This is a genomic window from Pontibacter sp. YIM B11418, from assembly GCF_059278805.1.
In genome coordinates this window covers 268,068-292,467 of record NZ_JCAEMH010000001.1, presented here as the reverse complement: position 1 = coordinate 292,467, position 24,400 = coordinate 268,068, and the positions used below count along the sequence as shown (strand labels likewise).

At 53.2% G+C, this 24,400-nt stretch carries 22 protein-coding genes; 20 read left to right on the top strand and 2 right to left on the bottom strand.

The genetic code is table 11. The features are described 5' to 3' along the window. Window positions 1–27 precede the first annotated feature (27 nt). From AC4QZR_RS01235 to prfB, 20 genes are all read left to right on the top strand, one after another. Window positions 28–240 carry a hypothetical protein gene (locus tag AC4QZR_RS01235; protein ID WP_494479298.1) on the top strand — a complete coding sequence of 71 codons (213 nt, stop codon included), beginning with the start codon at window positions 28–30 and terminating at the stop codon, window positions 238–240. Window positions 241–243: 3 nt separating this feature from the next. Next, on the top strand, window positions 244–2,970 hold the full coding sequence (locus tag AC4QZR_RS01230; RefSeq protein ID WP_494479297.1) for an ATP-binding protein: 2,727 nt from the start codon (window positions 244–246) through the stop codon (window positions 2,968–2,970). A 4-nt stretch (window positions 2,971–2,974) separates the two neighbouring features. Continuing rightward, window positions 2,975–3,355: a response regulator transcription factor gene (locus tag AC4QZR_RS01225; protein WP_494479296.1), complete on the top strand. Its 381-nt coding sequence runs from the start codon at window positions 2,975–2,977 to the stop codon at window positions 3,353–3,355. A gap of 22 nt (window positions 3,356–3,377) precedes the next feature. Beyond that, window positions 3,378–5,303 carry a propionyl-CoA synthetase gene (locus AC4QZR_RS01220; RefSeq protein ID WP_494479295.1) on the top strand — a complete coding sequence of 642 codons (1,926 nt, stop codon included), beginning with the start codon at window positions 3,378–3,380 and terminating at the stop codon, window positions 5,301–5,303. 87 nt (window positions 5,304–5,390) lie between these two features. Then, on the top strand, window positions 5,391–7,289 hold the full coding sequence (gene acs / locus AC4QZR_RS01215; protein WP_494479294.1) for an acetate--CoA ligase: 1,899 nt from the start codon (window positions 5,391–5,393) through the stop codon (window positions 7,287–7,289). An 814-nt stretch (window positions 7,290–8,103) separates the two neighbouring features. Beyond that, window positions 8,104–10,041, top strand: a complete 1,938-nt coding sequence (locus AC4QZR_RS01210; RefSeq protein ID WP_494479293.1) for a DUF294 nucleotidyltransferase-like domain-containing protein — start codon at window positions 8,104–8,106, stop codon at window positions 10,039–10,041. Further along, the gene (locus tag AC4QZR_RS01205) at window positions 10,041–10,736 is read left to right on the top strand and encodes a 3'-5' exonuclease (protein ID WP_494479292.1); all 696 of its coding nucleotides are present in this window, start codon (window positions 10,041–10,043) and stop codon (window positions 10,734–10,736) included. The genes AC4QZR_RS01210 and AC4QZR_RS01205 overlap by 1 nt, the downstream gene beginning before the upstream one ends. A 76-nt stretch (window positions 10,737–10,812) precedes the next feature. Then, a complete protein-coding gene (locus AC4QZR_RS01200; protein WP_494479291.1) occupies window positions 10,813–11,544 on the top strand; it encodes a TraB/GumN family protein in 732 nt (243 codons plus the stop codon). A gap of 65 nt (window positions 11,545–11,609) precedes the next feature. Then, window positions 11,610–12,431, top strand: a complete 822-nt coding sequence (locus AC4QZR_RS01195; RefSeq protein WP_494479290.1) for an aspartyl protease family protein — start codon at window positions 11,610–11,612, stop codon at window positions 12,429–12,431. Between the two features lie 89 nt (window positions 12,432–12,520). Beyond that, window positions 12,521–12,724, top strand: a complete 204-nt coding sequence (locus AC4QZR_RS01190) for a hypothetical protein (protein ID WP_494479289.1) — start codon at window positions 12,521–12,523, stop codon at window positions 12,722–12,724. Between the two features lie 13 nt (window positions 12,725–12,737). Continuing rightward, window positions 12,738–13,334 (top strand): hypothetical protein, encoded by a 597-nt coding sequence (locus AC4QZR_RS01185; protein ID WP_494479288.1) that lies wholly within the window; start codon window positions 12,738–12,740, stop codon window positions 13,332–13,334. 153 nt (window positions 13,335–13,487) lie between these two features. Continuing rightward, window positions 13,488–13,868 carry a RidA family protein gene (locus AC4QZR_RS01180; RefSeq protein ID WP_494479287.1) on the top strand — a complete coding sequence of 127 codons (381 nt, stop codon included), beginning with the start codon at window positions 13,488–13,490 and terminating at the stop codon, window positions 13,866–13,868. A 4-nt stretch (window positions 13,869–13,872) separates the two neighbouring features. Then, window positions 13,873–14,430, top strand: a complete 558-nt coding sequence (locus AC4QZR_RS01175; protein ID WP_494479785.1) for an NUDIX domain-containing protein — start codon at window positions 13,873–13,875, stop codon at window positions 14,428–14,430. A 67-nt stretch (window positions 14,431–14,497) separates the two neighbouring features. Beyond that, entirely contained in the window at window positions 14,498–15,271 is a 774-nt protein-coding gene (locus AC4QZR_RS01170) for a lysophospholipid acyltransferase family protein (RefSeq protein WP_494479286.1), read from the top strand. Beyond that, window positions 15,246–15,533, top strand: coding sequence for an Asp-tRNA(Asn)/Glu-tRNA(Gln) amidotransferase subunit GatC (gene gatC, locus AC4QZR_RS01165; protein WP_188501840.1), 288 nt, complete (start codon window positions 15,246–15,248; stop codon window positions 15,531–15,533). Before AC4QZR_RS01170 ends, gatC begins: the two co-directional genes overlap by 26 nt. 15 nt (window positions 15,534–15,548) lie before the next feature. Further along, window positions 15,549–18,593 (top strand): tetratricopeptide repeat protein, encoded by a 3,045-nt coding sequence (locus AC4QZR_RS01160; RefSeq protein WP_494479285.1) that lies wholly within the window; start codon window positions 15,549–15,551, stop codon window positions 18,591–18,593. A 10-nt stretch (window positions 18,594–18,603) separates the two neighbouring features. After that, the gene (locus tag AC4QZR_RS01155; protein WP_494479284.1) at window positions 18,604–19,332 is read left to right on the top strand and encodes an ABC transporter ATP-binding protein; all 729 of its coding nucleotides are present in this window, start codon (window positions 18,604–18,606) and stop codon (window positions 19,330–19,332) included. Next, the gene (locus tag AC4QZR_RS01150) at window positions 19,329–19,880 is read left to right on the top strand and encodes a cob(I)yrinic acid a,c-diamide adenosyltransferase (RefSeq protein ID WP_494479283.1); all 552 of its coding nucleotides are present in this window, start codon (window positions 19,329–19,331) and stop codon (window positions 19,878–19,880) included. The genes AC4QZR_RS01155 and AC4QZR_RS01150 overlap by 4 nt, the downstream gene beginning before the upstream one ends. Window positions 19,881–19,912: 32 nt before the next feature. Next, window positions 19,913–20,986 (top strand): branched-chain amino acid aminotransferase, encoded by a 1,074-nt coding sequence (locus AC4QZR_RS01145; RefSeq protein WP_494479282.1) that lies wholly within the window; start codon window positions 19,913–19,915, stop codon window positions 20,984–20,986. 83 nt (window positions 20,987–21,069) lie between these two features. Next, window positions 21,070–22,147, top strand: a protein-coding gene (gene prfB / locus AC4QZR_RS01140) for a peptide chain release factor 2 (RefSeq protein WP_494479281.1) whose coding sequence is annotated in 2 segments (ribosomal slippage) — window positions 21,070–21,129 and window positions 21,131–22,147 — 1,077 coding nt in all. Because the reading frame shifts where the segments join, the coding sequence is not laid out codon by codon here. Window positions 22,148–22,219: 72 nt separating this feature from the next. On the opposite strand, the gene AC4QZR_RS01135 is transcribed toward prfB, so the two are convergent. Together AC4QZR_RS01135 and AC4QZR_RS01130 are read right to left on the bottom strand one after the other, a co-directional pair. After that, complete coding sequence (locus AC4QZR_RS01135; RefSeq protein WP_494479280.1) at window positions 22,220–22,855, bottom strand: hypothetical protein; 636 nt, start codon at window positions 22,853–22,855, stop codon at window positions 22,220–22,222. A 27-nt stretch (window positions 22,856–22,882) separates the two neighbouring features. Further along, window positions 22,883–24,385, bottom strand: coding sequence for a SusD/RagB family nutrient-binding outer membrane lipoprotein (locus tag AC4QZR_RS01130; protein ID WP_494479279.1), 1,503 nt, complete (start codon window positions 24,383–24,385; stop codon window positions 22,883–22,885). Window positions 24,386–24,400 lie beyond the last annotated feature (15 nt).

Genomic DNA, 24,400 nt, shown 5'->3' with positions numbered 1-24,400 from the left:
CACTCATTCACACATTCACAAACTCCCATGCGTGACCGCTCCAAAGGCAGACGACTCTTTTTCATCAGCGCCCTTTTCGTGGTGTTGCTGAATTTTCCGTTGCTCTCGATTTTCAATTCGGGGGGTACGGTGGGCGGTGTGCCGGTGCTATACCTGTACATTATGGTAGTGTGGCTCCTGTGCATCGGCGCGATTGGTTTTTACATCAATCATCAGGATCCCAGAAAACAGAAGAAATAAGGCATGAACTACTGGCTTGTCATCGGTGCGTCATTTTTCTACCTGGCTTTGCTCTTTGGGCTGGCTTCGTGGGCAGAAAGGCGATCGGCTGCAGGCAGAAGCTTCGTGGGCAATCCGTACATTTATGCGCTTTCAATTGCGGTATACTGCACCGCCTGGACCTATTACGGTTCGGTGGGAAGGGCCGCCACAACAGGTTTGGGCTACCTGGCTATCTACATTGGTCCGACGCTGATGGCACCGCTCTGGTGGGTGGTGCTGCGCAAGATCATCCGCATTTGCAGGGTGCAGCGCATTACCACCATCGCTGATTTTATTTCGTCGCGTTATGGCAAGAACGTCACGCTTGGCAGCATCGCCACCATTGTTTGCGTGCTGGGAATTATACCTTACATCTCCATTCAGCTGAAGGCCATCGCCAGCAGCCTGGACATCTTAACCGGTGCAAACGAGGTGGGCCGGAGCCCAATGTTCGGCGATACGTCTTTCTACATTTCGCTGGGCCTGGGATTGTTCACCATCGTGTATGGCACGCGGCACGTGGAGGCCACCGAGCGGCACGAAGGTATGGTAACAGCCATTGCTTTTGAGTCACTCTTCAAGCTGGTGGTTTTCATTATGGCGGGTGTTTTCGTGACCTACGGCGTGTTCAATGGCTTCGGCGACATCATGCAACAGGCCACCCAACTACCCGATTTTGAGCGGCTGATGACTTTCGATAGTGACAACGGCTTTTCGCAGTGGTTCTGGATGGTTGTGTTGTCGATGCTGGCTATTTTGTTTTTGCCGCGCCAGTTCCAGGTAGCCGTGGTGGAGAATGTGAACGAACAGCACCTGAACAAAGCCATGTGGCTTTTTCCGCTATACCTGTTTGCCATCAATATTTTCGTGCTGCCCATTGCCTTTGGCGGTGACATACTGTTCGGCAATGCAGGTATAGACGCCGACATGTTTGTGCTGGCTATACCTCTCAGCGAGGGCCAATCCATACTTGCTCTGCTGGTATACCTGGGCGGCTACTCGGCCGCGACGAGCATGGTCATTGTAGCCACCATTGCCCTGAGCGTGATGATCAGCAACAACCTGGTGATGCCGCTTCTGGTAGGTATACCTGCCATCAAAAACCGCTACCAGAATCAGTTCACGAAGCTCCTGCTTTTCAGTCGCAGGCTCGGCATTCTGGTGATTTTGTTACTCGCATACCTGTACTACAAGGGCGTGGCGGAACACTATTCGCTCGTGGAAGTCGGGCTGGTGTCATTTGCGGCGGTGGCACAGTTTGCACCCGCCATTATCGGGGGAATCTTCTGGAAAGAAGGCACCAAAAACGGGGCGCTGGCAGGTATAGTGGTCGGTGCAGCAGTCTGGTTCTATACCCTGGTGGTGCCGTCGATGGTGGGGGTGGGCATGTTGCCGGATTCCATTCTGGAGCATGGACCGCTAGGTATAGCCTTACTTAAACCCTTCGAGTTGTTCGGCCTGCAGGGCATGGATTACATTTCGCACGCTATGTTTTGGAGCATGTTTCTGAATGTGGGCCTTTACATCGGCGTGTCGCTTTTGAGCAGGCAAACGTCGCAGGAGCGCAATCAGGCGGAAGTATTTGTGGACATCTTCAGGTACTCCACCGTGTTCGAAAGCTCCATCGTCTGGAAAGGCACGGCGTACATACCTGACATCAAATCCTTGCTGGTGAACTTCTTGGGTGAGAAAAAAGCCGAAGTCGCCATGAAAGCCTACAAACGCAAATACCCCGAACCGGAAGACGAAACCGGCAAGGCTGACCCGAAAATGGTGACTTATGCCGAGAAGGTCTTATCGGGAGTTATCGGGTCTTCGTCGGCCCGCATTATGGTGGCGTCGGTGGTGAAGGAAGAGAAAATCAGTATCGACGAGGTGCTCAATATCCTGAAAGAATCGCAGCAACTGATTTCCATCAACAACGAACTGCGCCGCAAATCCTTGGAGCTGCGCCGCGCCACCGAACAACTCCGCAGCGCCAACGAACGACTCCGGCAACTCGACGAGCTCAAAGACGAGTTTTTATCAACAGTCACGCACGAGCTCCGCACCCCACTTACTTCTATCCGGGCGCTTTCTGAAATTCTGTATGACAACCCCGAAATGGAGCGCGAGGACCAGGAGCATTTTCTACAAACCATTGTGAAGGAGTCCGAACGACTGACGCGACTGATCACGCATGTGCTGGACTTGGAGCGCTTCGAGTCGGGCAAGCAAAAACTCAACCTCGGGCCGGTGCAGATAGAAGAGGTGGTACGTGAGTCGGTGGAGGCGCTTGGGCAATTGGTGCAGGAAAAAAACATCGACCTGGTGGTGGATGTGCAGCACAACCTGCCGGTCATCAGCGGCGACAAAGACCGCCTGATGCAGGTGCTGGTCAACCTGGTCTCCAATGCCGTCAAGTTCTGCAACCCGGAGCACGGCCGCATCATCGTGTCGGGTTACTACATCGACGGCGACATAAAAGTGAATGTGGTGGACAACGGCAAGGGGATCGACCCGGAGTTTCACAAGCAGATTTTCGACAAATTTTACCAGGCGCAGAACCAGAACATCCGCAAACCAGAGGGCAGCGGACTGGGACTAGCCATCTGCAAAAAGATAATTGAATCGCACCAGGGGCGCATTTGGGTAGAGAGCGAACCGGGCAAAGGCTCCCGGTTTTCGTTCGTGTTGCCTGTGAGAGTAAATGTGCCCGCAAACGTATAAAACTATGAGTACCAAAGAGAAATTGAAGGTGTTGGTCGTGGATGATGAACCGAGTATACTGATGCCGCTGGAGTTTTTGATGCGCAAGAATGGCTACCAGGTATACATTGCCCGCAACGGCACTGAGGCCATGGAGAGCGTGGACAAGGAGCGGCCCGACGTGGTGTTGCTCGACATTATGATGCCCGACGTGGACGGCTACGAGGTATGCCGGCACATACGCCGACAGGAAAATATGGACGGAGCCAAGGTGATTTTTATGAGCGCCAAGACCAAGGACGCCGACATCAAAAAAGGCTATGACGTAGGGGCGGACCTGTATATTCCAAAGCCCTTTTCAACCCGCTTCCTGATAGAGAAAATCAAGGAACTGACAAAAAGTTAATCGTAACAAAAGAATTGGAGATATGGATACAGTAACCCAAACCAACAGCGCGTATGCCGAGGCTTACGAAAGAAGCATACAGGACCCCGAAGGCTTCTGGGGCGAACAGGCACAGCAGATTGCCTGGTTCGAAGAGCCAAAGCAAATCCTGACCACCGACGAAAACGGCTTCTACCGCTGGTTCGCGGGCGGCAAGCTCAACACATCGTACCTGGCGCTGGACTACCACGTAGAGAACGGCCGCGCCGACCAGACCGCCCTGATTTACGACTCGCCGGTGACCAACACCATTCGCAAGTACAGCTACCGCGAGTTCCGCGACATGGTGGCCCGTTTTGCCGGTGCGCTGCGTGGTTTAGGTGTGGAGAAAGGCGATACTGTAGTGATTTACATGCCGGTTATACCTGAAGCCGTGGTTGCTATGTTGGCCTGCGCAAGGTTAGGTGCTATTCACTCGGTAGTGTTCGGTGGTTTTGCGCCGCACGAGCTCACGGTGCGCATCGACGATGCCCGCCCGAAGGTGGTTGTCTCCGCTTCCTGCGGTATTGAGTTCGACAAGCACATCCCCTACAAGCCGCTCCTCGACAAAGCCTTGAACGACAGCAAACACAAGCCCGAGCATGCCATCATTTTGCAGCGCCCTTACGTGGAAGCCGACATGCAGCCCGGCCGCGACCTCGACTACATGGACGTGTTGCAGAAAGCTCAGCCAGCCGACCCGGTTCCTGTTGATGCGCACGACCCGCTCTATGTGCTCTATACCTCCGGCACCACCGGCAAACCAAAAGGCATCATACGCGATAATGGCGGCCATGCCGTAGCGCTCAAATTCAGTATGAAAGCCGTGTATGGCGTGGAGCCCGGCGATGTGTTCTGGGCTGCTTCGGATGTGGGGTGGGCTGTGGGGCACTCATACCTGGTATACGCGCCGCTGATTCATGGCTGCACTACGGTGCTCTTCGAAGGCAAACCGGTGCGCACGCCGGATGCCGGTACTTTCTGGCGTGTCATCATGCAGCACGACGTGAAAGTGCTCTTCACCGCCCCAACCGCTATACGTGCCATCAAAAAAGAAGACCCGGACGGGATAGAAAAAATCAAGTATGACCTGCCGTCGCTCAAGTACCTGTTTTTGGCTGGCGAGCGCTGCGACCCGGCCACCTACTATTGGGCCAAAGACCTGCTGCGTATACCTGTCATCGACCACTGGTGGCAAACCGAATCGGGCTGGCCGATGGTGGCGAACATGGTCGGTTATGGTCTGAAACCTGCCAGGGCAGGCGCAGCAGGCTTGCCGGTGTGTGGGTATAAAGTGGAGATTCTGGGTGAGGAAGGGCAAGAGCTTATACCTGCGCAGGAAGGCTACGTGGCCGTGAAGTTGCCGCTGCCTCCAGGCTGTCTGCCAACGCTTTGGGAAGACAACGACCGCTTCTACAAGTCTTATCTCGATCGTTTTCCAGGCTATTACATGACCGGTGATGGGGGCTATATGGATGAAGATGGCTATATTTATATCATGGGCCGCATTGATGACGTCATCAACGTGTCGGGTCATCGCCTCTCAACCGGAGAGATGGAAGAGATGGTAGCCTCACACCCGGCCGTAGCCGAATGCGCCGTGGTAGGTATAGCCGACGACCTGCGCGGACAACGCCCGATTGGGCTGGTGGTGCTCAAGGACGGACAAAACATTAGCGAGCAGCAGTTGGAGCAGGAGTTAATCACCCTGATTCGGGAGAAAATCGGCGCCGTGGCTTACTTCCGCAGCGCGCTCATTGTGAATCGACTGCCCAAAACCCGCTCCGGCAAGATTCTTCGCAAAATACTACGCAACATTGCCGACGGTGTGCACTATGCTATACCTTCTACCATTGACGATCCGGCTATTTTAACGGAGATACACGATGACCTGAAGGAGCGAAAAATCGGGAATGCTTTTCTGGAGTAAGTTCCTGTAGGGACAGGTCTCAACCTGTCCGAATCGTGCACCTTTACTGACTGAATAAACCTTAAATACCAATAACAAACCGATATCATGCCTAACATTCAAATCAAGACTTATCAGGAATACGAAGAAGCCTATAAGCGCAGTGTGGAAGACCCGGAAGGGTTCTGGTCCGATATAGCGAGCACGTTTACGTGGCGCAAGAAATGGAATACCACCCTGGAATGGAACTTCGAGGAGCCGAACATAAAGTGGTTTAAGGGCGGCCGGCTGAACATCACGGAAAACTGCCTCGACCGTCACCTGAAAACCCGCGGCAACAAGCTGGCCCTGATCTGGGAACCCAACGATCCGAAAGAAAGATTTATCCGCTATACCTACCGCGAACTCCACGAGAAGGTATGTCAGTTTGCCAACGTGCTCAAGAAAAATGGCGCCAAAAAAGGTGATCGCATCTGTATCTACATGCCGATGATTCCGGAGCTGGCTTTCGCTGTTTTGGCCTGCGCCCGTATTGGGGCCGTCCATTCGGTGGTGTTTGCCGGTTTCTCGGCTGTGGCCATGGCCGACCGCATCAACGACGCGCAGTGCAGCATGGTGCTCACTTCTGACGGTCTGAACCGCGGCGCGAAGCAGATTCCGGTGAAGCGTGTGGTAGACGAGGCCCTGGAGCGTTGCGAATCGGTGCAGAAAGTAATTGTAGTAGAGCGTCTGGGCTGGGCCGTGAACATGGTGGAAGGCCGCGATGTGTGGTACCACGACGAAGTGCAGGGTGTGAGCAAAGACTGCCCTGCCGAAGAAATGGACGCCGAAGACATGCTCTTCATTCTCTATACATCCGGCTCCACGGGCAAACCCAAAGGCGTGGTACATACCTGCGGCGGCTACATGGTATATGCCCAGTATAGCTTCAGCAACGTGTTCCAGGTACAGGAAAATGATATTTACTGGTGTACTGCCGACATCGGCTGGATCACCGGCCATACCTATCTACTCTACGGTCCGCTTTTGTCAGGCTCAACTTCGCTGATGTTCGAAGGCGTGCCGACCTTCCCGGATATGGGCCGCTTCTGGCAGGTGGTCGATAAGTTCGGCGTCAATATTTTCTACACCGCGCCAACTGCCATTCGCTCTCTGATGGGCGGCGATATCGACGATGTGCTTTCCTACAGCCTCGACTCCCTCAAAGTGCTGGGCTCGGTGGGCGAGCCAATTAACGAGGAGGCCTGGCACTGGTACCATACCCACGTCGGCAAGGAACGCTGTCCGCTGGTTGATACCTGGTGGCAAACCGAAACCGGCGGCATCATGATTTCTTCTCTGGCCAACGTGACGCCTATTAAACCCGCCCACGCAGCTTACCCACTGCCAGGTATACAGCCGATTCTGGTGGATGCAGAGGGCAAGGAAATCACTGATAACGAAGTAGAAGGCTATCTATGTATGAAGTTCCCGTGGCCAGGCATCATCCGGACTACCTACGGCGACCACGAGCGTGCACGCCTGAGTTACTTCTCCACCTACAAAGGCCTGTACTTTACCGGCGACGGGGCCAAGCGCGACAAAGATGGTCTGTACCGCATCATCGGCCGTGTGGACGATGTGATTAACGTATCTGGTCACCGCTTCGGCACTGCCGAAATTGAAGATGCCATCAACCACAACGACCACGTGGTGGAGTCTGCGGTGGTAGGCTACCCGCACGACGTGAAAGGGCAAGGCATTTATGCGTTCGTTATCTGCAAAGAAATACCGGAGCGCGAAGATTACCTGCGAGCCGAGATCATCGAAACAGTTGTAGAGAAAATCGGCAAAATCGCCAAACCGGACAAAATCCAGATTGTAAGCGGACTACCCAAAACCCGCTCCGGGAAGATCATGCGTCGCATTCTGCGCAAAGTAGCAGAAGGCGATACGTCTAATTTGGGTGATACTTCTACCTTGCTTGATCCGGATGTAGTAGATGAAATTAAAGCGGGTGCTTTATAAGAGTTTTTAGTTGATAAGTTTAGTTGAATGCGTAAAGTCCTGCGGCGTCTGTTGCAGGACTTTTGCATTTCAGGCTATTTTGGTGATGAAAGGTATAGTGGTTGCTTACGGCGCGAGCGTCCTCTCTCGCGATTGCTATCGTGGGGCCTCTGGCCCGATTATAGGCCCCTCTAGGTATAGGGCTTTGCTTTGTAGCAACTGCAATCACAGGCTTAACAATCTAGCTTGTTTCATAGCTTGGCCTGGCCGGCCGGGCCCTACTTTTTTTCTTGACAAAAAAAGTAGGCAAAAAAGTCAAGACTCCCCAAACTCGCTGAACGCTCAAACAGTGGGTAGTCGTAATGGTGCACTTGGCTGAGGAGATTTGTTTCATAGCTTAAGGGGCAAGTTTGTCTTGCTATACCTGTCAGTGGTAGTTTGCTACGGAGCTATTCCTGTGAGATGGCATCAGCTGAGATTCCCCTCATGGGAGGGGCAGGTATACTCATAAGGAGCAGCAAATCGCGGCAACTACAAAGCTATACCTGTAAGATAATAATGGCGGAAAGTCCCCCTTTGAAGGGGACAGGGGGATGTTAATCGTGCACATGAAACCGTAGCTACAAAGCTATACCTGTGTGATGGCAGCGGCGAACTCATTCCTCTGTTTTGGGGGTAGGGGCCCTCGATAAAAGGGGAAGGCTGGGATAATAGGGGTGTGTTTAAATGTTTGCGATAATCCTGCAAATCCTTATTAATCTTGTGAATCCTGATTCAGACTACTCTTGCAATCCTGTCTCCAAAACCGTACCTTCAACAGGTATAACCCTGCGCTATGAAGCCCTCCAACGTCATACAGGAACGCGTTTACGAATTTCTGAATAACTACCCGCCCTTCAACCTGATTGACCCGGAGAAACTGCGGGCTTTGGCCAGGCAGGTGCGGGTGCTATACCTGGAACCGGAACAGGTTTTGTTTGCGCAGGGCGATACGGCACATCATTTCTTTTACATCGTAAGGCAGGGCTCCGTCAGGTTGGAGCAAAGCACCGAAAATGGCAGCCCGAAACTCCTCGATGTCTGTGATGAGGGCGATGTGTTTGGGGTGAGGGCGCTGATTGCCAAAATGAATTATTCCTCCACCGCTACCGCATCAGAAGAGTCGCTGGTCTACGCTATACCTATCGCTGAGTTCGAACCTGTGCTGACAGAAAATCCGCGGGTGGCACTATACTTTGCAGCGGGTTTTGCGGCGGGACAGCCGGTGCGAAACCCAACCTTACGCGATGCGCAGCGGGCTCGGGTGGGGCTAAGCACCATTGCCCCTTCATCTATACCTTTGCATCTGGAGGATGTCCTCAAAATTGATACGACCAAAAACCTGATTGCTTGTCCGCCTGATACTTCTATCCGACTGGCTGCTCAGATGATGAGCGATAAAGATTCCAGTTTTATGATGGTGGTGGATGGTGAGCAGCGACCTTTGGGTATTCTGACCGATACCGATTTGCGCCGTCAGGTAGTGGCCGGGCACGTTACAATTGATGCACCGGTAGAAGTGATCATGTCGGCCCCCGTCATCACCACTGTTCCCAATCCGCCTATGGCCGATGCGCTGATCAACATGATCCGGCATAAAGTCAAGCACCTATGCGTGACCACCGACGGCACTGTGAATTCAAGCGCTATGGGCGTACTCACTGAGCATGATTTGTTGCTGGCGCAGGGCAATAACCCGGCCGTGCTGATCTCCGAGATTCGCCAGACCCGCGACATTGCCTCCCTGCCAGGTATACGCGACCGTGCCGAGGAACTGCTGCTGAAGTACCTGGAGCAGGAGGTGAGCATTTCTTTTATTGCCAACATTATCACCGAGATAAACGATGCCATTATTGTGCGGGCGCTGCAGCATGCCGAAAAGGAATTGGGCGAGCCGCCGGTGCACTACTGTTGGCTGTCGTTAGGCAGCGAGGGGCGCGAAGAGCAGCTTCTCCGCACCGATCAGGACAATGCTTTGGTGTTCGAAGATAAGAATGCCGCATTGGAAAAAGAACATCAGGCCTACTTCCTGAAACTGGGTGCTATCGTACGCGATATTATGGTGCAATGCGGATTTGAGAAGTGCCCTGCCGACATGATGGCTAGTAACCCGAAGTGGTGCCAGCCGCTCCATACCTGGAAACAGTACTTCTACAACTGGATACACGAACCGACAGAGGAGGCGCTCATGCATACCTCCATTTTCTACGATTACCGCCCCGTGTACGGCGACTTCAGTCTAAGTCGGCAGTTGACAGACTACATCTACAACAACATTCAGCAAGAGCGGATTTTTCTTCCTTTCCTGGCCAAACACGCGCTGCAGAGTCCGCCGCCGCTGAGCTTTTTCCGCAATTTTATTGTAGAGCGGGGAGGGGGACATAAAGACAAGTTCGACATCAAGCTGCGCGCCATGACGCCGCTCGTGGATGCCGCCCGGGTACTTACCCTGGACAATCGCATAGCCGGCGAGAACAACACGCTCAAACGCTTCGAGAAACTGGCCGAGCTGGAGCCGCAGAATGCCGGTCTATACCTTGAGGCGGCCATGGCCTACGAAATTATGATGCGCTTCCGGGCGCTCAACGGTCTCCGGAACAAAAATTCAGGACGTTACCTCAATCCCAATCAACTCAACAAACTCGAGCGGCAGACGCTACGCAGCACTTTTAAGCCGATCAGCGACATACAGGAACTTCTGCAGGTGCGCTTCCAACTTAACTACCTCGGCTGATGGAGTGGCTGAGAGCGCTTTTACACCAACTGAAACCTGTTGATAAGAATGCCCCGGCTTTTTGGCTCAGGTATAGCGATGCGCTAAAAGAGCAGCTCCCGGGCAGCACCCCACTATCCGAGGTAGAGTTTGTAGTATTTGATACCGAAACCACTGGACTGGACCAGCGCACCGACAAAGTGCTTTCCATCGGTGCCATAAAAGTGCGTGGCTTGCAGGTGCTCGTGTCGGATACTTTTGAATGTCTGGTACAGCAGGAGGGAGCTCCGTCCACCAAAAGTGCCGAAGTACATGGATTGTTAGCTAAGCAGTTGGAACAAGGTATAGCCGAGCGGGAAGCAGTAGAGGGTTTCGTCGACTTCATCGGAAACGCGATACTGGTCGGGCAGCATGTGGCCTTCGACATCGCGATGGTCAACCAGATGCTGAAGCGGCAAGGTATAAAAGACAAGCTCCGCAACCGCTCCGTCGACACAGCGCAACTGGCCATCCGGCTCGAGCGCCGCAATGCCGATAGCCATACCTTAAAAACGACCGAGTACAGCCTCGATGCCCTCTGCGAAAGGTATAACCTGCCCACCGACGACCGCCACACCGCATCCGGGGATGCCTTTGCTACGGCTCTGCTATTGCTCAAGCTGCTCTCGCTGGCCAAAAAGCGGGGGATTGAGACGGTGGGGGAGTTGATGAGGTAAAAGATCAGAGAAGCATTAAATCCGACTCAATAGGGAGAGCAGTCACATATCTGACTTAGACATATCCACTTACTAAATGAAAAAGCCACTGCTTTACACATGCTTCCTACTCTTACTGTTAAGCTCCTGTTCGGGAAAACAGGAGCCAGCATCGAGTCTGCTTTGGAAAATTACAACGACCGACGGCAGGGAAGCTTTTCTGTTGGGGACCATGCACGAGTACCCTTCAGACCAGATCGAAATAAGTGATGATGCCATCGCTGCGCTTGAAACGTGTAGTGTGCTGGCCACCGAGCTAAACCTGCGGGACAAAGAGGACCAGGCGCTGTTTAGGAAACACAATAAGTTTCGGACGGGAGCAAAGACCCATCAGGTGCTGCTGAACAAATACGGCGCAAGCCTCAAAAGCATGGAAGGTGCGTTAATGCAGGTAGCTGACAGGCACCAGATCCGAATAACCGGGCTCGAAACGGCTATGGAAGTACTGGGAGTTTTGGAGCAGATTCCATTACCAGTGGAGGGCCTCACGGATGAACAGATATTGGCCCAGGCCGAACGACTGATCGAGCTTTACAAGGGTGGGGAGATAGATGTTGTGGCAAATGAAATGTTAGATAAAGAACTGGGGCCTGACATAAGAAACCTGATGGTAGATCAACGCAACTTGAACTGGCTGGATGATATTGAAAAACTGATCCAGCATGATCGGGCCTTTATAGCCGTAGGTATGGGGCATTTAGGTGGTGAGAAAGGACTGATAAACATGCTCAGGCAGAAAGGCTACACGATAGAGCGGTTCAGGAACTAAACAGCAGAACACTTCCTGACGTTGATGCTAGAATGATTGATGTGCCAGTACGTAACCTAATCAGTATGAAAATACTCCTCTTAAGCCTGCTTCTGAGTCTCGCTCTTGTATCCGGAGCCGTCGCCCAGGAAACGATTCCGCTAAAAGACTACTTCCGGGAATTGAAACAGGTGGAAGTGACCATACAGGGGCAGAGGTATAATTTCCTGTTTGACACCGGCGGAGGTGAAACCTTTATTTCGCCCGAGGTGGCCAGGAAACTGGGCCGTGGGGTATATGGCCGTGGCATCGCCTACCGTATGAGAGGAGATCAGTTCAGCTATCAGAAAATAGACTCTGTTGCATTACAGATAGACAACGTCTCTTTTCCTGCTGCGACGGTGGGTGTTTGGGACGTCATGAGCATTTTGCCGAAGGAGCTTCCTAAGGTAGACGGGGTGCTCTCACTCAAAACCTTTCGGGACAAAGTGCTCACGATTGACTTAGCCGCCAATCAGCTGACTCTGCAGACGCCAGCCTCACTCAAAAGGCAGCGCAGCAAATTTACGCCAATAAAAAGCCGCTTTGCCAGTGGGCTGGACGGAAACGAGCTCACCGTTTTTCTGGAAATTCCGCGCCGGAAACGCACTTACTGGTTCCTGTTCGACACAGGCAACATCAGCGAATTGCTGCTGTCGCACCACACGGCCGCCGAATGGGGACTTCAAAACGACACCACTTCCCAACGCATCGCCCTCAACCCCATTGCTTTACAGCTAGGTAATCGTAAATTGGTAAGCCAGGCAGCAGCTGAAAGCATTCTCTATGACGGGGTGCTTAATTATAGTCTGATCAGCCAGGCCAGTTTTACGATCGACTTTACAACCAGAGAGGTATGGGTGCATTAATACTGCTGTTTTCTGCGTGTATTATGTATATTGCCTGATCGCAGCATCGACCTCATCATTTTTACAAACCATTTAATAACCCTGAACTTATGAAAAAACACCTTCTCGTCTTCGCCCTTGGCGCTTTTCTGCTTGCAGGCTGCAACAGCACGCCCGACACCGAAGAAACAACCGTAACCAAACCCGAAGCCGATACGGCACCCGCCGATACAGCCGGTGCGGAAATAGATAATACCAGAGTTGAAATTGAAGAAGCTGCTGCCGAAGTAGACTCCTTGTTGAACGAAATTTAACGAATAGCATCCCATGAAAAAGCAGATCATCAGAACCATCGGACTGGGCATTGCGCTTGGCCTGACAATAGCCGTTACCGAATCGGCTGTGGCGCAACAAGGCAAAGGCAACGCCAACAAGCAAACGGCTGAATCCAACGAAGAGCAGGAGGCCCGTGAGAAAAATCAGAACACCAAAGGCAACAAGGGTAACCAGAAAGACAACAAGCGTGAGGAAAAGCAGGAGAGAGAGCAGCGCGACCGTGCTCAGAAGCAAGGAAAACAAGGTCAGCAACAAGCCGATGATTCGGACAATGGCAACGCTTACGGCCAGGACAAAGGCGACATGAGTGGCCGTGAATTTGGGCAGAACCGGGCGGCTGAAGCCCGCATGACGGGTGAGCAAAAAAAAGCCCAACTTGTTACGACAGTTGATGAAGGAGACAACAAAGTAAAAGAAGCAAGAGACCGAATTGCGAAGGCAAAAGACGAACTGGAAAAAAACAGGAAATCCGGTAAGATGTCAGATGCTGAACTGGATGGAAGAAGAGCTGCCATTGAGCGGGCTGAAAATGCAGTTCGCGTGCTCGAGGAAAGGGTGAATACCGGCAGAGCTAAACTGCAGCAATAATATAAACACTGCTATACCTGTTCGGCCTGCAACAGCTGCGCTTTCAAAGCCTGGCTGTTGCAGGCTTTTATGTAAAGGGGACTGAATGTTTATAAATTAAATTTTCCTATACCTTATCTTTGTTTAAAATCAGCGTTCAAACAAGCCAAGCATATGTCCAGAAAAGCTTTTAACGCCGAGGGGGCGGTAGCCGTAGGCCCGTATTCCCATGCAGTGGAATCAGGAGAACTGGTTTTTCTGTCCGGCCAGACGCCCATTGACTCCGGCACCGGAAAGCTGGTGCAGGGCGACATCGCCGCGCAAACCGAGCAGTGCTTCCAAAACTTGTTTCAGGTGCTGGCTTCAGCGGGTTTAACGCCCGCTGATGTGGTAAAAGTAAACGTCTTCCTGACCGACATGGCTAATTTTGAAGCGATGAACAAGGTATACGCGACTAAATTTGCCTCGCCATACCCAGCCCGCACCACCATCGGAGTGGCTTCGCTCCCGCTGGGCGCGCAGGTAGAGATAGAGATGATCGCCAGAAGGAAATAGCATGATGATTGACGAAAAACACAACCCCTGGACTACCCTGTCCAGCAAAGAGATTTACCAGAACCCCTGGATAAAAGTGCGCGAAGACCAGGTGCTCAACCCCAATGGTGGCGAAGGCATCTACGGTGTGGTGAGCATGAAGAACAAAGCCATCGGTATTATACCTGTTGATGACGAAGGCTATACCTACTTGGTGGGACAGTACCGCTATCCCCTCAACGTGTACAGCTGGGAAATTCCGATGGGCGGCGGCTTGATCGAGAATGACATACTGGAGTCGGCGAAGCGCGAACTGCAGGAGGAAACCGGTTTTACAGCTGAAAAGTGGACCAATATTGCCCGCTTGCATACCTCTAATTCTGTGACCGATGAAGAGGGCTTCGTTTTCCTGGCGCAGGAACTAAAGCCCGGCGAAACCGCTTTTGAAGAAACAGAGGTGATTCACATTCGGCGCGTGGCCTTTGAAGAGGCCGTGCGCATGGTTATGGACAACGAAATTACTGACGCCATCAGCGTGGCAGGTATACTCAAAGCGGCTATTTTGCTACAACAGGAAAAGTAAACGGATAAAGCATGTCTGACGAGCGCCTCTGATTGATAACTGGTGGATTATTCTTACATTTGAAGGCATGAAAGCGCTTAAATACCTGTCCCATCGCATTTATACAACCTGGTGTGTCACCTGGTTTATGATGCCATTTGTGGTCACGTATCCATTTCAGGCAGTGCTTATCCGCAAGCAGCGCTGGTACCCGCACGTGCATGGCATCAACCGCTTCTGGTCCTCATCGGCCCTGCGCATGTTCCTGACGCCGCTTCAGGTGGAGTGGCGCATGCGCTTCGACCGCAACAAGCAGTATATTTTCACGCCGAACCACAGCTCATACCTCGATATTCCGCTGTTGCTGCATGCCGTCCCGGGCTTTATTAACTTTGTAGGCAAGAGCTCGCTCACCAAAATTCCGCTTTGGGGCAAGGTATACGAAAAGCTATACATTGCCGTAGACCGCAAGAGCGCCATTAGCAGTGCCAAGAGCTACATACAGTCCGTGCGGACGCTGGAGCAGGGTCGCAACCTAGTGATCTTTCCGGAGGGCACTATACCGTCTACGGCCGGCGAGGAGTTGCTGGCTTTTAAAGACGGGCCATTCAGACTAGCCATTGAAAAACAGTTGCCGGTGGTGCCGGTCACTATGCCCTATAACCACAAGTTTCTGCCCGATCTGGATGGCAAACTGAAAGTACGCTGGCACCCGCTCAAGATCATTATACACGAGCCGATTGAGACAAAAGGCATGACGCTGCAGGACCTGCCTGCCCTGAAAGAAAAAGTATTCAATATCATTCAAGAAGAACTTAAGAAACATAACCCAATAGATGTCAACCGATATACAAACCATTAGAAAGATCGCGCACCTGGCCCGACTGGAGTTTAATGAGGAGAAAGAGCAGGAGATGCTGCAGGACCTGAACAAGATCCTGAACTGGGTAGACCAACTCCGCGAACTCGACACCGAAAACGTAGAGCCCCTCATCCACATGTCAGAGGAAGTGAACGTGATGCGCGAAGACCTGGCGCAGAATACCGTATCGCACGACGAAGCGCTGAAAAACGCACCAAGAAAAGACTCCGATTATTTCAGAGTGCCGAAAGTGCTCGAATAGTCTGTCGGTTTGTCTATGAACAAAATCAAGTTTTGGAACAGTTGGGATGCGGACACCAGGTATCCCTTTCTGTTTTTGCTGATCGTGGCTGTGCTGGCACTCATGCTGGGGGTATACCATTACTTCACCGGCGAGAGCAATTTCCTGGCCTGGGATAAGCTGCCCGAACTGCAGGTGGTGCAGGTGCCGGTGCACGAGTTTTCGCGGCTGTTGGAGTCCTTCACCCTATATGCCGACGGCTACCTGCTTACAGAGCAGTACGATGTGGCGATGCCCGTCCTCAATAAACTCGCTGCAGTGGCGCTGATGCTGTTACTGGCCCTTTGCCTGGCCTTCTATGCCGCGGCGATCACCACCATGAAGCGCATCCCTTACTTTGCGGGTATGCTGCTGCTCATGATGCTGCTGGCCTCTTTCAACCTGGATCTGCTCGGCGTGATCGGCAACAGCACCGGTCAGACCACACTGCTCGTATCGATCGTGCTTTTTGCCCTGGCCACCTATGCTTTTCAGGCATTTTACCAGCAGGTACCCTTTACAGTGCGGATCATGGCGATGATTGCGCTGATCAGTTTGCTGGGGGCCTTCATTTACTCGGAATCCGACTTTTCGCCGCTAATAACCACCTTGCATCTGGCCAATTACAGCTCGCTGGCGCTCATGGTGGCTTCCCTGCTTTTTATGACCTGGGTCGGCTACGAAAACATCAACGCCCTGCTCTGGATCAACACACAGGCCGCTAAGCCGGAGCGTCGTTTCAGCGTATGGCAGTTTGCGCTGGTGAGCGTGCTGTACCTGGTGAACCTGGTGCTGCTATACCTGCGCCACGTCGGCTATGTGAAAGGGGATTTCTTTTACATCAATGCCTTCGTTATCCTGCTGTTCTCGGCAATTGCCGGTTTTTGGGGCATGCGCCAGCGCGAAACCCTGTACGGCAGGCTTTTCCCTTTCAAGCCAACTGGTGCCATCGTCTACCTGGTGTTTGCCACCATCACTTTCCTGAGCATTGGCTACGCCTATGCCACCGCCAACGATTCCGCTATTTCCGTCTTCCATAACCTGATCGTCTACACCCACCTGGCCTTTGGAGCCTTCTTTTTCCTGTATGTGATGGTGAACTTCGGGGGATTGATCAAGCAGCGGCTGGCTGTGTACAAGGTAGTATACCAACCCAAGCGGCTGCCGGTGTACACCATCTACACGATGGGAGCCATTCTGCTGGCCATCCTGGTGATGCGCACACAGTTCAGGGTCTATTTCAATGCATACGCCGGCTACTACAGTTACATCGGCGACCTGTACAAGGGTTCTGAAAACGATATACTGGCAGAGCGTTTCTACAGAGAGAGCGATCTGTTTGATAACCACAACACGAAAGCGAGCTTTAGCCTGGCGGCTATGTACCGTGCGCAGAACGAGCGCAACAAAGAGATTTTAACGCTGCAGGAGGCACTGGAGCGGAACCCGAACCCGAAGCTCTATATCCGTTTGGCCAACCTGTACGACCGCAAGCAGTACTTCTTCGAAAAGCTGTATGTGCTGCAGCAGGGAGCGGAGGCCTTTCCGAAAAACGGGGAAATCTACAACAACCTGGCCCTGCTATACGCACAGACCAGCGTGCACGACAGCGTAGCCTACTACTTTGACCTGGCACAGCGGCACGCAGAAAACCAGGACCTGGTTCGCAGCAACCGGATGGCCTACTATACCCGCCAGGCCATGCCCGAAGAGGCCAAGGAACTACTCACCGAAATCCGCTCCACCAAATACAAGCCGCTGCGCAGCAACATGGCGGCCCTTAATCAGTTATTGGGGCGTACTTCCGATATCAAGGAAGATGATTTTGTAACAGACTCGCTGGAGCAGGTAGAGGATCTGACCCTGTTCTACAACAAAACCATTTCCAGTGTAAACAAAGGCGATACCTCGCTGTTGAAACCTATCAACCGCTACCTGGCCTCGCAGGAAAACAGGCTCTTTATGGAAGACCTGCTATACCTGAAAGGACTTGTGCACCATTACGACGGCAGGCCGAAAGAGGCGCGCAGCGTGGTGGAGAACCTGGCACTGGCCGCAGGCGAACGCAGCGGCTACTACTACAATGCCCTGGGGCACTGGATGATGGAGGAGGAAAACTACGGTGCCGCCGCCCATTATTTCAAAGAGGCCAAAGACAGGGGCTTTACGCAGGCTTTCCTGTCGCATGGCTACGCGCTGGCTCTCAATCACCAGTCTGATGAGGCGGTGGTAGCGCTCGGCGATGTAGCCTTTACAGAGCTGGAGTCGGCGGTTGCAGTGGCGCAGTCGCTGGAGGGGGTGCTGGAACAGGCGCCGTCCGCCATCATCACAAAAGCCCCGGACCGCGACAAGGTGCAGTATCTGATCGCCTACCTGCCCGACCTGTTGCCCGCCGATGTGGACCGCATCGTGAAGAGTGTGCGGGAAAAAGACCTACGCCGCGAGGCATTGGTGGCTAAAGTAGATTACTATATGGGAAGAAGGCAGTGGAAACTGGCCAACGAAGCCATAAAGGAGGCTGCCGCTGAACTGCAGCCGGAAGGAGAGCTCCGCTCCAGGCTCAACTTGCAGCAAATGCGCCTGTGGCTCAATACCAAAAACCAGGATGTGCTGGTGAAGCGGATGGACAACCTATACCTGACCCCGAAGGACAAACGGCACAAACTGTACTTCCGGGCCAAAATAGCCGAAATAAAAGGCCGTGACCGTGAAGCCGCCGAAAGGTATAGCCAGGCACTGAAAATGTTGCTGTTCGATGAAAATGTGGTGGAGAATGCCGCCGCATTCTTTGCCAAGTATAGCCCCGGCGAAATGCAGGCCTACGACATCCTGCTGGACGGCATCACCTATAATCCGTACTCTGTCAGCCTGCACAAAGCCTATGCGCTGGAGAGCCTGAACAGGGGGCTTGTCAATTATGCAGACGAGGCGCTTGTTTCGTTACGCAGCTTGCTTCCTGCTTCGGAATATAGTACTTTTAAAGAGAAATTTGATAAACAGCGCCGAGCGAAAGAGGCAGAGGCGGACCAATGGCAACTCTAAAACAGGTTCTATGAGCACCATCATCGAGACACACGATATTTCGAAGGTATACCGCATGGGTAGCGAAACCATTCATGCACTCAAGTCTGTGTCCATCAGGATCGAGCGGGGAGAGTATGTGGCATTTATGGGGCCTTCCGGCTCCGGAAAGTCAACGCTCATGAATATCATCGGCTGTCTGGATACCCCCACAGGAGGCCAGTACGTCCTGAACGGCAACGATGTGAGCAACATGACGGACAATGAACTGGCGGAGGTGCGCAACAAGGAGATCGGCTTCGTGTTCCAGACCTTTAACCTGCTGCCGCGCCAGAGCTCTCTCGAAAACGTGGCCCTGCCGCTGATCTATGCCGGGTATAACAAATCGACGCGTGAAGAAAAAGCGCAGAAAGCGCTCGAGAGTGTAGGCCTGGGTAACCGTGGCAAGCACAAGCCAAACGAACTGTCAGGTGGCCAGCGCCAGCGTGTGGCCATTGCCCGCGCGCTGATCAACAACCCAAGCATTATCCTGGCCGACGAACCGACCGGTAACCTTGATACCAAAACCTCTTACGAGATCATGGAGCTGTTCGAGAACCTGCACGCCAAAGGCAATACCATCATCATGGTAACTCACGAAGAGGACATCGCCAAATACGCCCACCGCATCGTGCGCCTCCGCGACGGATTAGTAGAAACAGACGAGATGAACCAGGACGTTACTTCGCATGCGAACATGAACGCAGCGCAAAGCACATGAAAATATACACCAAGACAGGCGACAAAGGCACCACTTCTCTCATAGGAGGCACCCGTGTAGCTAAGTCACACTTACGCATAGAAGCCTACGGCACCGTAGACGAACTTAATTCTTACATCGGGCTGGTACGTGACCAAGGAGTGAACAAAAGCCGGGCTGAGATCCTGAAAGAGATACAGGACCGCCTCTTCACCATCGGCTCCACGCTGGCCACCGACCCCGACAAGAACACCAAAATGGTGACGCCAGACCTCCATCCCGAGGACGTAACCCTGCTGGAGCAGGAAATTGACAAGATGACAGCCGAAGTGCCTCCATTGCGCTCGTTTGTGCTTCCGGGCGGTCATCAGTCGGTTTCATTCGGGCATCTGGCCCGCTGCGTTTGCCGCCGCGCCGAGCGACTGGCCATCCGCCTCCAGGAAGAATCGCCGGTGGACGATCTGGTTATCGTGTACCTCAACCGACTGTCGGATTATCTGTTCGCTCTTTGCCGGAAAATGACGTATGAGTTACAGGCTGAGGAAATCGTCTGGAGGCCGCGCGTCTGATTGCATTGTCCAACTAATAATTCCCTTTATTTATGTCAGTTGATACCCTAACTATACCTACTCAAACGGTTTCGCAGAGCCGTATCGCGGAGGCAGACTTTAACAATATTGAGTTCGGGAAAATATTTGCCGACCACATGCTGGTAGCCGATTACAAAGACGGCGCCTGGCAGAATCCCGAAATCGTGCCTTACGGCAACATGTCGCTTAGCCCGGCCACCTCAGCCCTCCACTACGGGCAGGCCATCTTTGAAGGGATGAAAGCCTACAGGGACGCTGAAGGTGACATCCTGCTTTTCAGGCCACTCGATAATTTCAAGCGTCTGAACATCTCCGGAGACCGCATGTGCATACCTGAGCTGCCTGAGGAGATCTTCATGCAGGGCCTGGAACAGCTGTTGCGTCTGGATGCCGCCTGGGTACCGCCAACACCGGGTTGCGCCCTGTACATTCGCCCCTTCATCTTTGCCACAGACGACTTTATCGGGGTGCGCCCATCCTCAACTTACCGCTTCATGGTGTTCAGCTGCCCGGTAGGAGCCTATTATGGGCAGCCGCTGCGTGTGGCCATTGAGCCAAGCTATGTGCGCTCTGCCGAAGGCGGTGCCGGTTTTGCCAAGGCCGCCGGAAACTACGGCGCTGCGCTATACCCTGCCCGCAAAATGCAGGAGCGCGGCTACCACCAGCTTATCTGGACCGACGCGCGCGAGCACAAGTACATCGAGGAGTCGGGTACGATGAACGTGATGTTTGTGATCGATGGCAAATTGGTGACGCCTGCCGTGAGCACGACTATTTTGTCTGGCATCACGCGCGGCAGCGTACTGCAAATTGCCCGCGACAAGGGTATACCTGTAGAGGAGCGAAAGGTGACCGTGAGCGAGATTGTAGAGGCGCACAAAGCCGGCAAGCTGCAGGAAGCTTTCGGTACGGGAACAGCCGCTACCATCGCCCAGATCGCCACTATCCATTACAATGGCGAAGACATGGATCTGCCGGCAATAGAAGGTCGCCAGCTATCCAGCAGCATCGCAACCGAACTGGATCGTATCAAGACCGGCCAGGCACCCGATGCGCATAACTGGATCTATAAGATCCGCCTATAGCAATAAAGTATGAGTGAATGCTGGATTGAGAGCGTATAGGGCTTGCAATCCAGCATTTTAGCGTTCAATAAATAACAGAAAGCATGACTTCAGAACAAATGAAGGAATTAAAGGCTCGCGTTGCAGCCTTGAGGAGGTATCTTTGACTACGATGCCAAGAAAGAGCAGATAGCGGAGACCGAGAAACAGACCCTGGCGCCTGACTTTTGGGACGACCCGAAGGGAGCCGAGAAAGTGCTCAAAGAAGTGAAATTGCTGAAGGTATGGACAGACCACTACGAAGAGGTAGAAAAGTCGCTGTCTGACCTGGAAGTGCTCTTTGACTTCCACAAGGAAGGCGATGTGTCGGAAGAAGACATAAAAGAGGAGGCGAAAAAAACGGAGCAGGCCATCGAAGGGCTGGAGTTCAAGCGCATGCTCAGTGGCGAGGAAGACCAGTTGAGCGCTATCCTGGAGATCAACCCGGGCGCGGGCGGTACCGAGAGCCAGGACTGGGCCGAGATGCTGATGCGCATGTACATTATGTGGGCCGAGTCACATAATTTTGGCGTGAGAGAGGTATACTACAACCCCGGCGATGGCGCAGGTATAAAATCAGCCACACTGGAGATTACCGGAGACTTTGCTTACGGTTACTTAAAATCAGAGATTGGAGTACACCGACTGGTTCGTATCTCGCCCTTTGACTCAGGTGGCCGCCGCCATACCTCTTTTGCCTCCGTATTCGCCTACCCGGTGGTGGACGATACCATTCATATCGAGGTGAACCCAAGCGATATTGAGTGGGACACCTTCCGATCAGGTGGAGCCGGTGGTCAGAACGTGAACAAAGTAGAGACGGCCGTGCGATTAAAACACAAGCCAACCGGTATCGTGATCGAGTGCCAGATCGAGCGATCGCAGCTCATGAACAAAGAGCACGCCCTGCGCATGCTCCGCTCACGCCTCTACCAAATAGAGATTGACAAGCGCAATGAGGAGCGTGACCGGGTGGAGAGCACTAAGAAACGCATCGACTTTGGCTCACAGATCCGCAACTACGTGCTGCACCCCTACAAACTCGTGAAAGACATCCGTACGGGCGTAGAGCGGTCGGATGTGCAGAATGTGCTGGACGGTGACCTGGATGAATACATCAAAGCGTTCCTGATGCAAGCCTAGTGCCGCTGCATTTAAAGTAAAAGAGGCTTCCTGAAGAGGAAGCCTCTTTTGTGCCATGAGAAATCGAAAAGCCTACCCCGTAACGATAACACGTACCTCCATGGCACGGTGTTCTATTCCCTCTATCGTTACCCGAAAGAACATCCGGATCACGTCATTCACCTGCAGAGGGCCCAGCGGAGGGCCTGGAGCCAGCGTGCCATCCGGCTGTACAATCGTGGTGTTAGACAGTACGTCAGGTATAGCATTGGCTGGTATTGTAAAGGTAACGGTACTTCCGGGTGTTACCGCCTGGTTGACGGCAACGTTCGGCGCCGTGTTTCTGGTGATGACAACCGACGGAGCCCGTTTCACCCGATCCACATTCGCGGTGCCTGTTGGCAGGGTGGGGCTGAGGTTGGGTTGGGTTGCAGCGCCGTTACGGAACCGCTGGGCGGCCACCGAAACGGCGCTAATCTGCTTGCCTTCCGGCACCCTGACATCCACGGATATACCGCCATTGGCAATCGCATTCTGATAAATGATGAAGGCGCCTTCGTCGAGCAGCGGCTGGCCATTGGGCCCGACGGACTGTGGAAAGGTAATGGCAGCTTCAGGCACCGGATCGGTGTTGAGCAGGCCGTCAAAATCGTCTTTTTCGCAACCGATCAGTGTCAAGCACAGGGTGACCAGAGCCGTGTACTTAACTGTTAAGTTCTTGATTTTCATTTTTAAATCGCTTTAAAGTCAAATACACTATTCACCCATCCACCAAACGGGTACCAGTAAGCCCGCAGGATAATCCTGCAGCGGCACGTTCTCCGCGTTACCCTGAATCTCTCCCAGTGCATAAGGCCAGCGGACAGGGATTCTGTTGATGCCTACCTGTGGGTTCTGGGCAAGTTCGAGTCTCGGGTATCCGGTGCGTCTGTAGTCGTTATAGGCCTCATAGGCGTTTCCGACCGAAGAGGCCCATTTATCCCGGATGAGGATGTTCAGCTTGGCCTCCGTGGAGCCGGCCGCCTCAAAAGCGGCCACCCGCCTGTTGATGTAAGCCGTCGCGTCAGCCTCGAAGTTGGCCGGCAAGCTGCCGCCAGCACTCACAAAGGTTCTGATGTCGTCAAACTGAGCCTGGAGCGCCTGCCTGAAGTACTCAGCCGGATCACCGGGAGTGCCGAGCGTAAGAGCTGCCTCGGCAAGCCAGAAGTTCACCATGGTCAGGGTGATGAGGCGCATAGGGGCAGCCCCCCCATTCTCGATGGTGCCGTTCGCAAGCTGTGTGCCGTTACCGACCACATACACCCCCCAGCGTGACCTGTTGGGGCTCGAAAAGGGTACTGAAGTAAATGCACCATTGTCGTAGGTGACATAGTTGCCATTGGTCTGGGTGAAGAACACGGGCAGCCTTGGGTCGTTCAGGGCAGAGAGTGAGTCGTAGAAGCGCTGGCTCAGAATCATGTCGTTGATGCGCGTCTGGTGCTGGTACATGTAGATCGGGTTGAACGAGCCGGATGTTGAAAAATATCTGATATTGAAATTATCATCGTTGGAAGAGATCAGGTTCCCTTCGTTTACCAGCTGTGTAATGGCGCTTGCCGAATTCGGGTTCGTCTTGCGGCTCTGCAGGTACAGTTTCAGCTTGATCGAATTGGCAGCCTTTCGCCATTTGGCCAGGTCGCCACCATAAATCTGATCCCCGACTGAGGCAGCCGTAACAGTGGTCTTGTCCAGGTCGGCCAGCCCCTCGTCCAGCAACTGCACCACCCCGGCGTATACCTGTTCCTGCGGGTCGTAGACCGGTTTGGGGAATTCCTGGATGTTCAATGCCTGCGAAAAAGGTATATCGCCCCACAGGTCTGTAGCCACAAGGTATACATAGGCCTGTTGGATACGGGCCATACCTGCGTAATGGAAGTTCCCCTCCTCACGCCCCTGCTGCACGATCTGCTCCAGGTCATCCAGCAGCGTGGCATAAATGGCGTTCCACTCATTGTTTTCCGGAGAGACATTATACCGGTCGTATGGGTCTGTCTGGGTGCCCGTGCCAGCCATTTGCTGCATCCAGAGCGAAGTAATGATCTGGACGGTGTTCCCCACAAAGAAGCCCGTGCCTATCTGTGTTCCTGGGAGCAGGCTCTGCACTGAGGCGTTCGGCAGGTTGTTCGGGCTCACGTTCACATCCAGGTAATCGTCGCAGGCGCCGGCGATCGCCATCATAAATGCCAACACCACCCCTTTAATTACAGTTATCTTTTTCATATGTTTTGGTGTCTA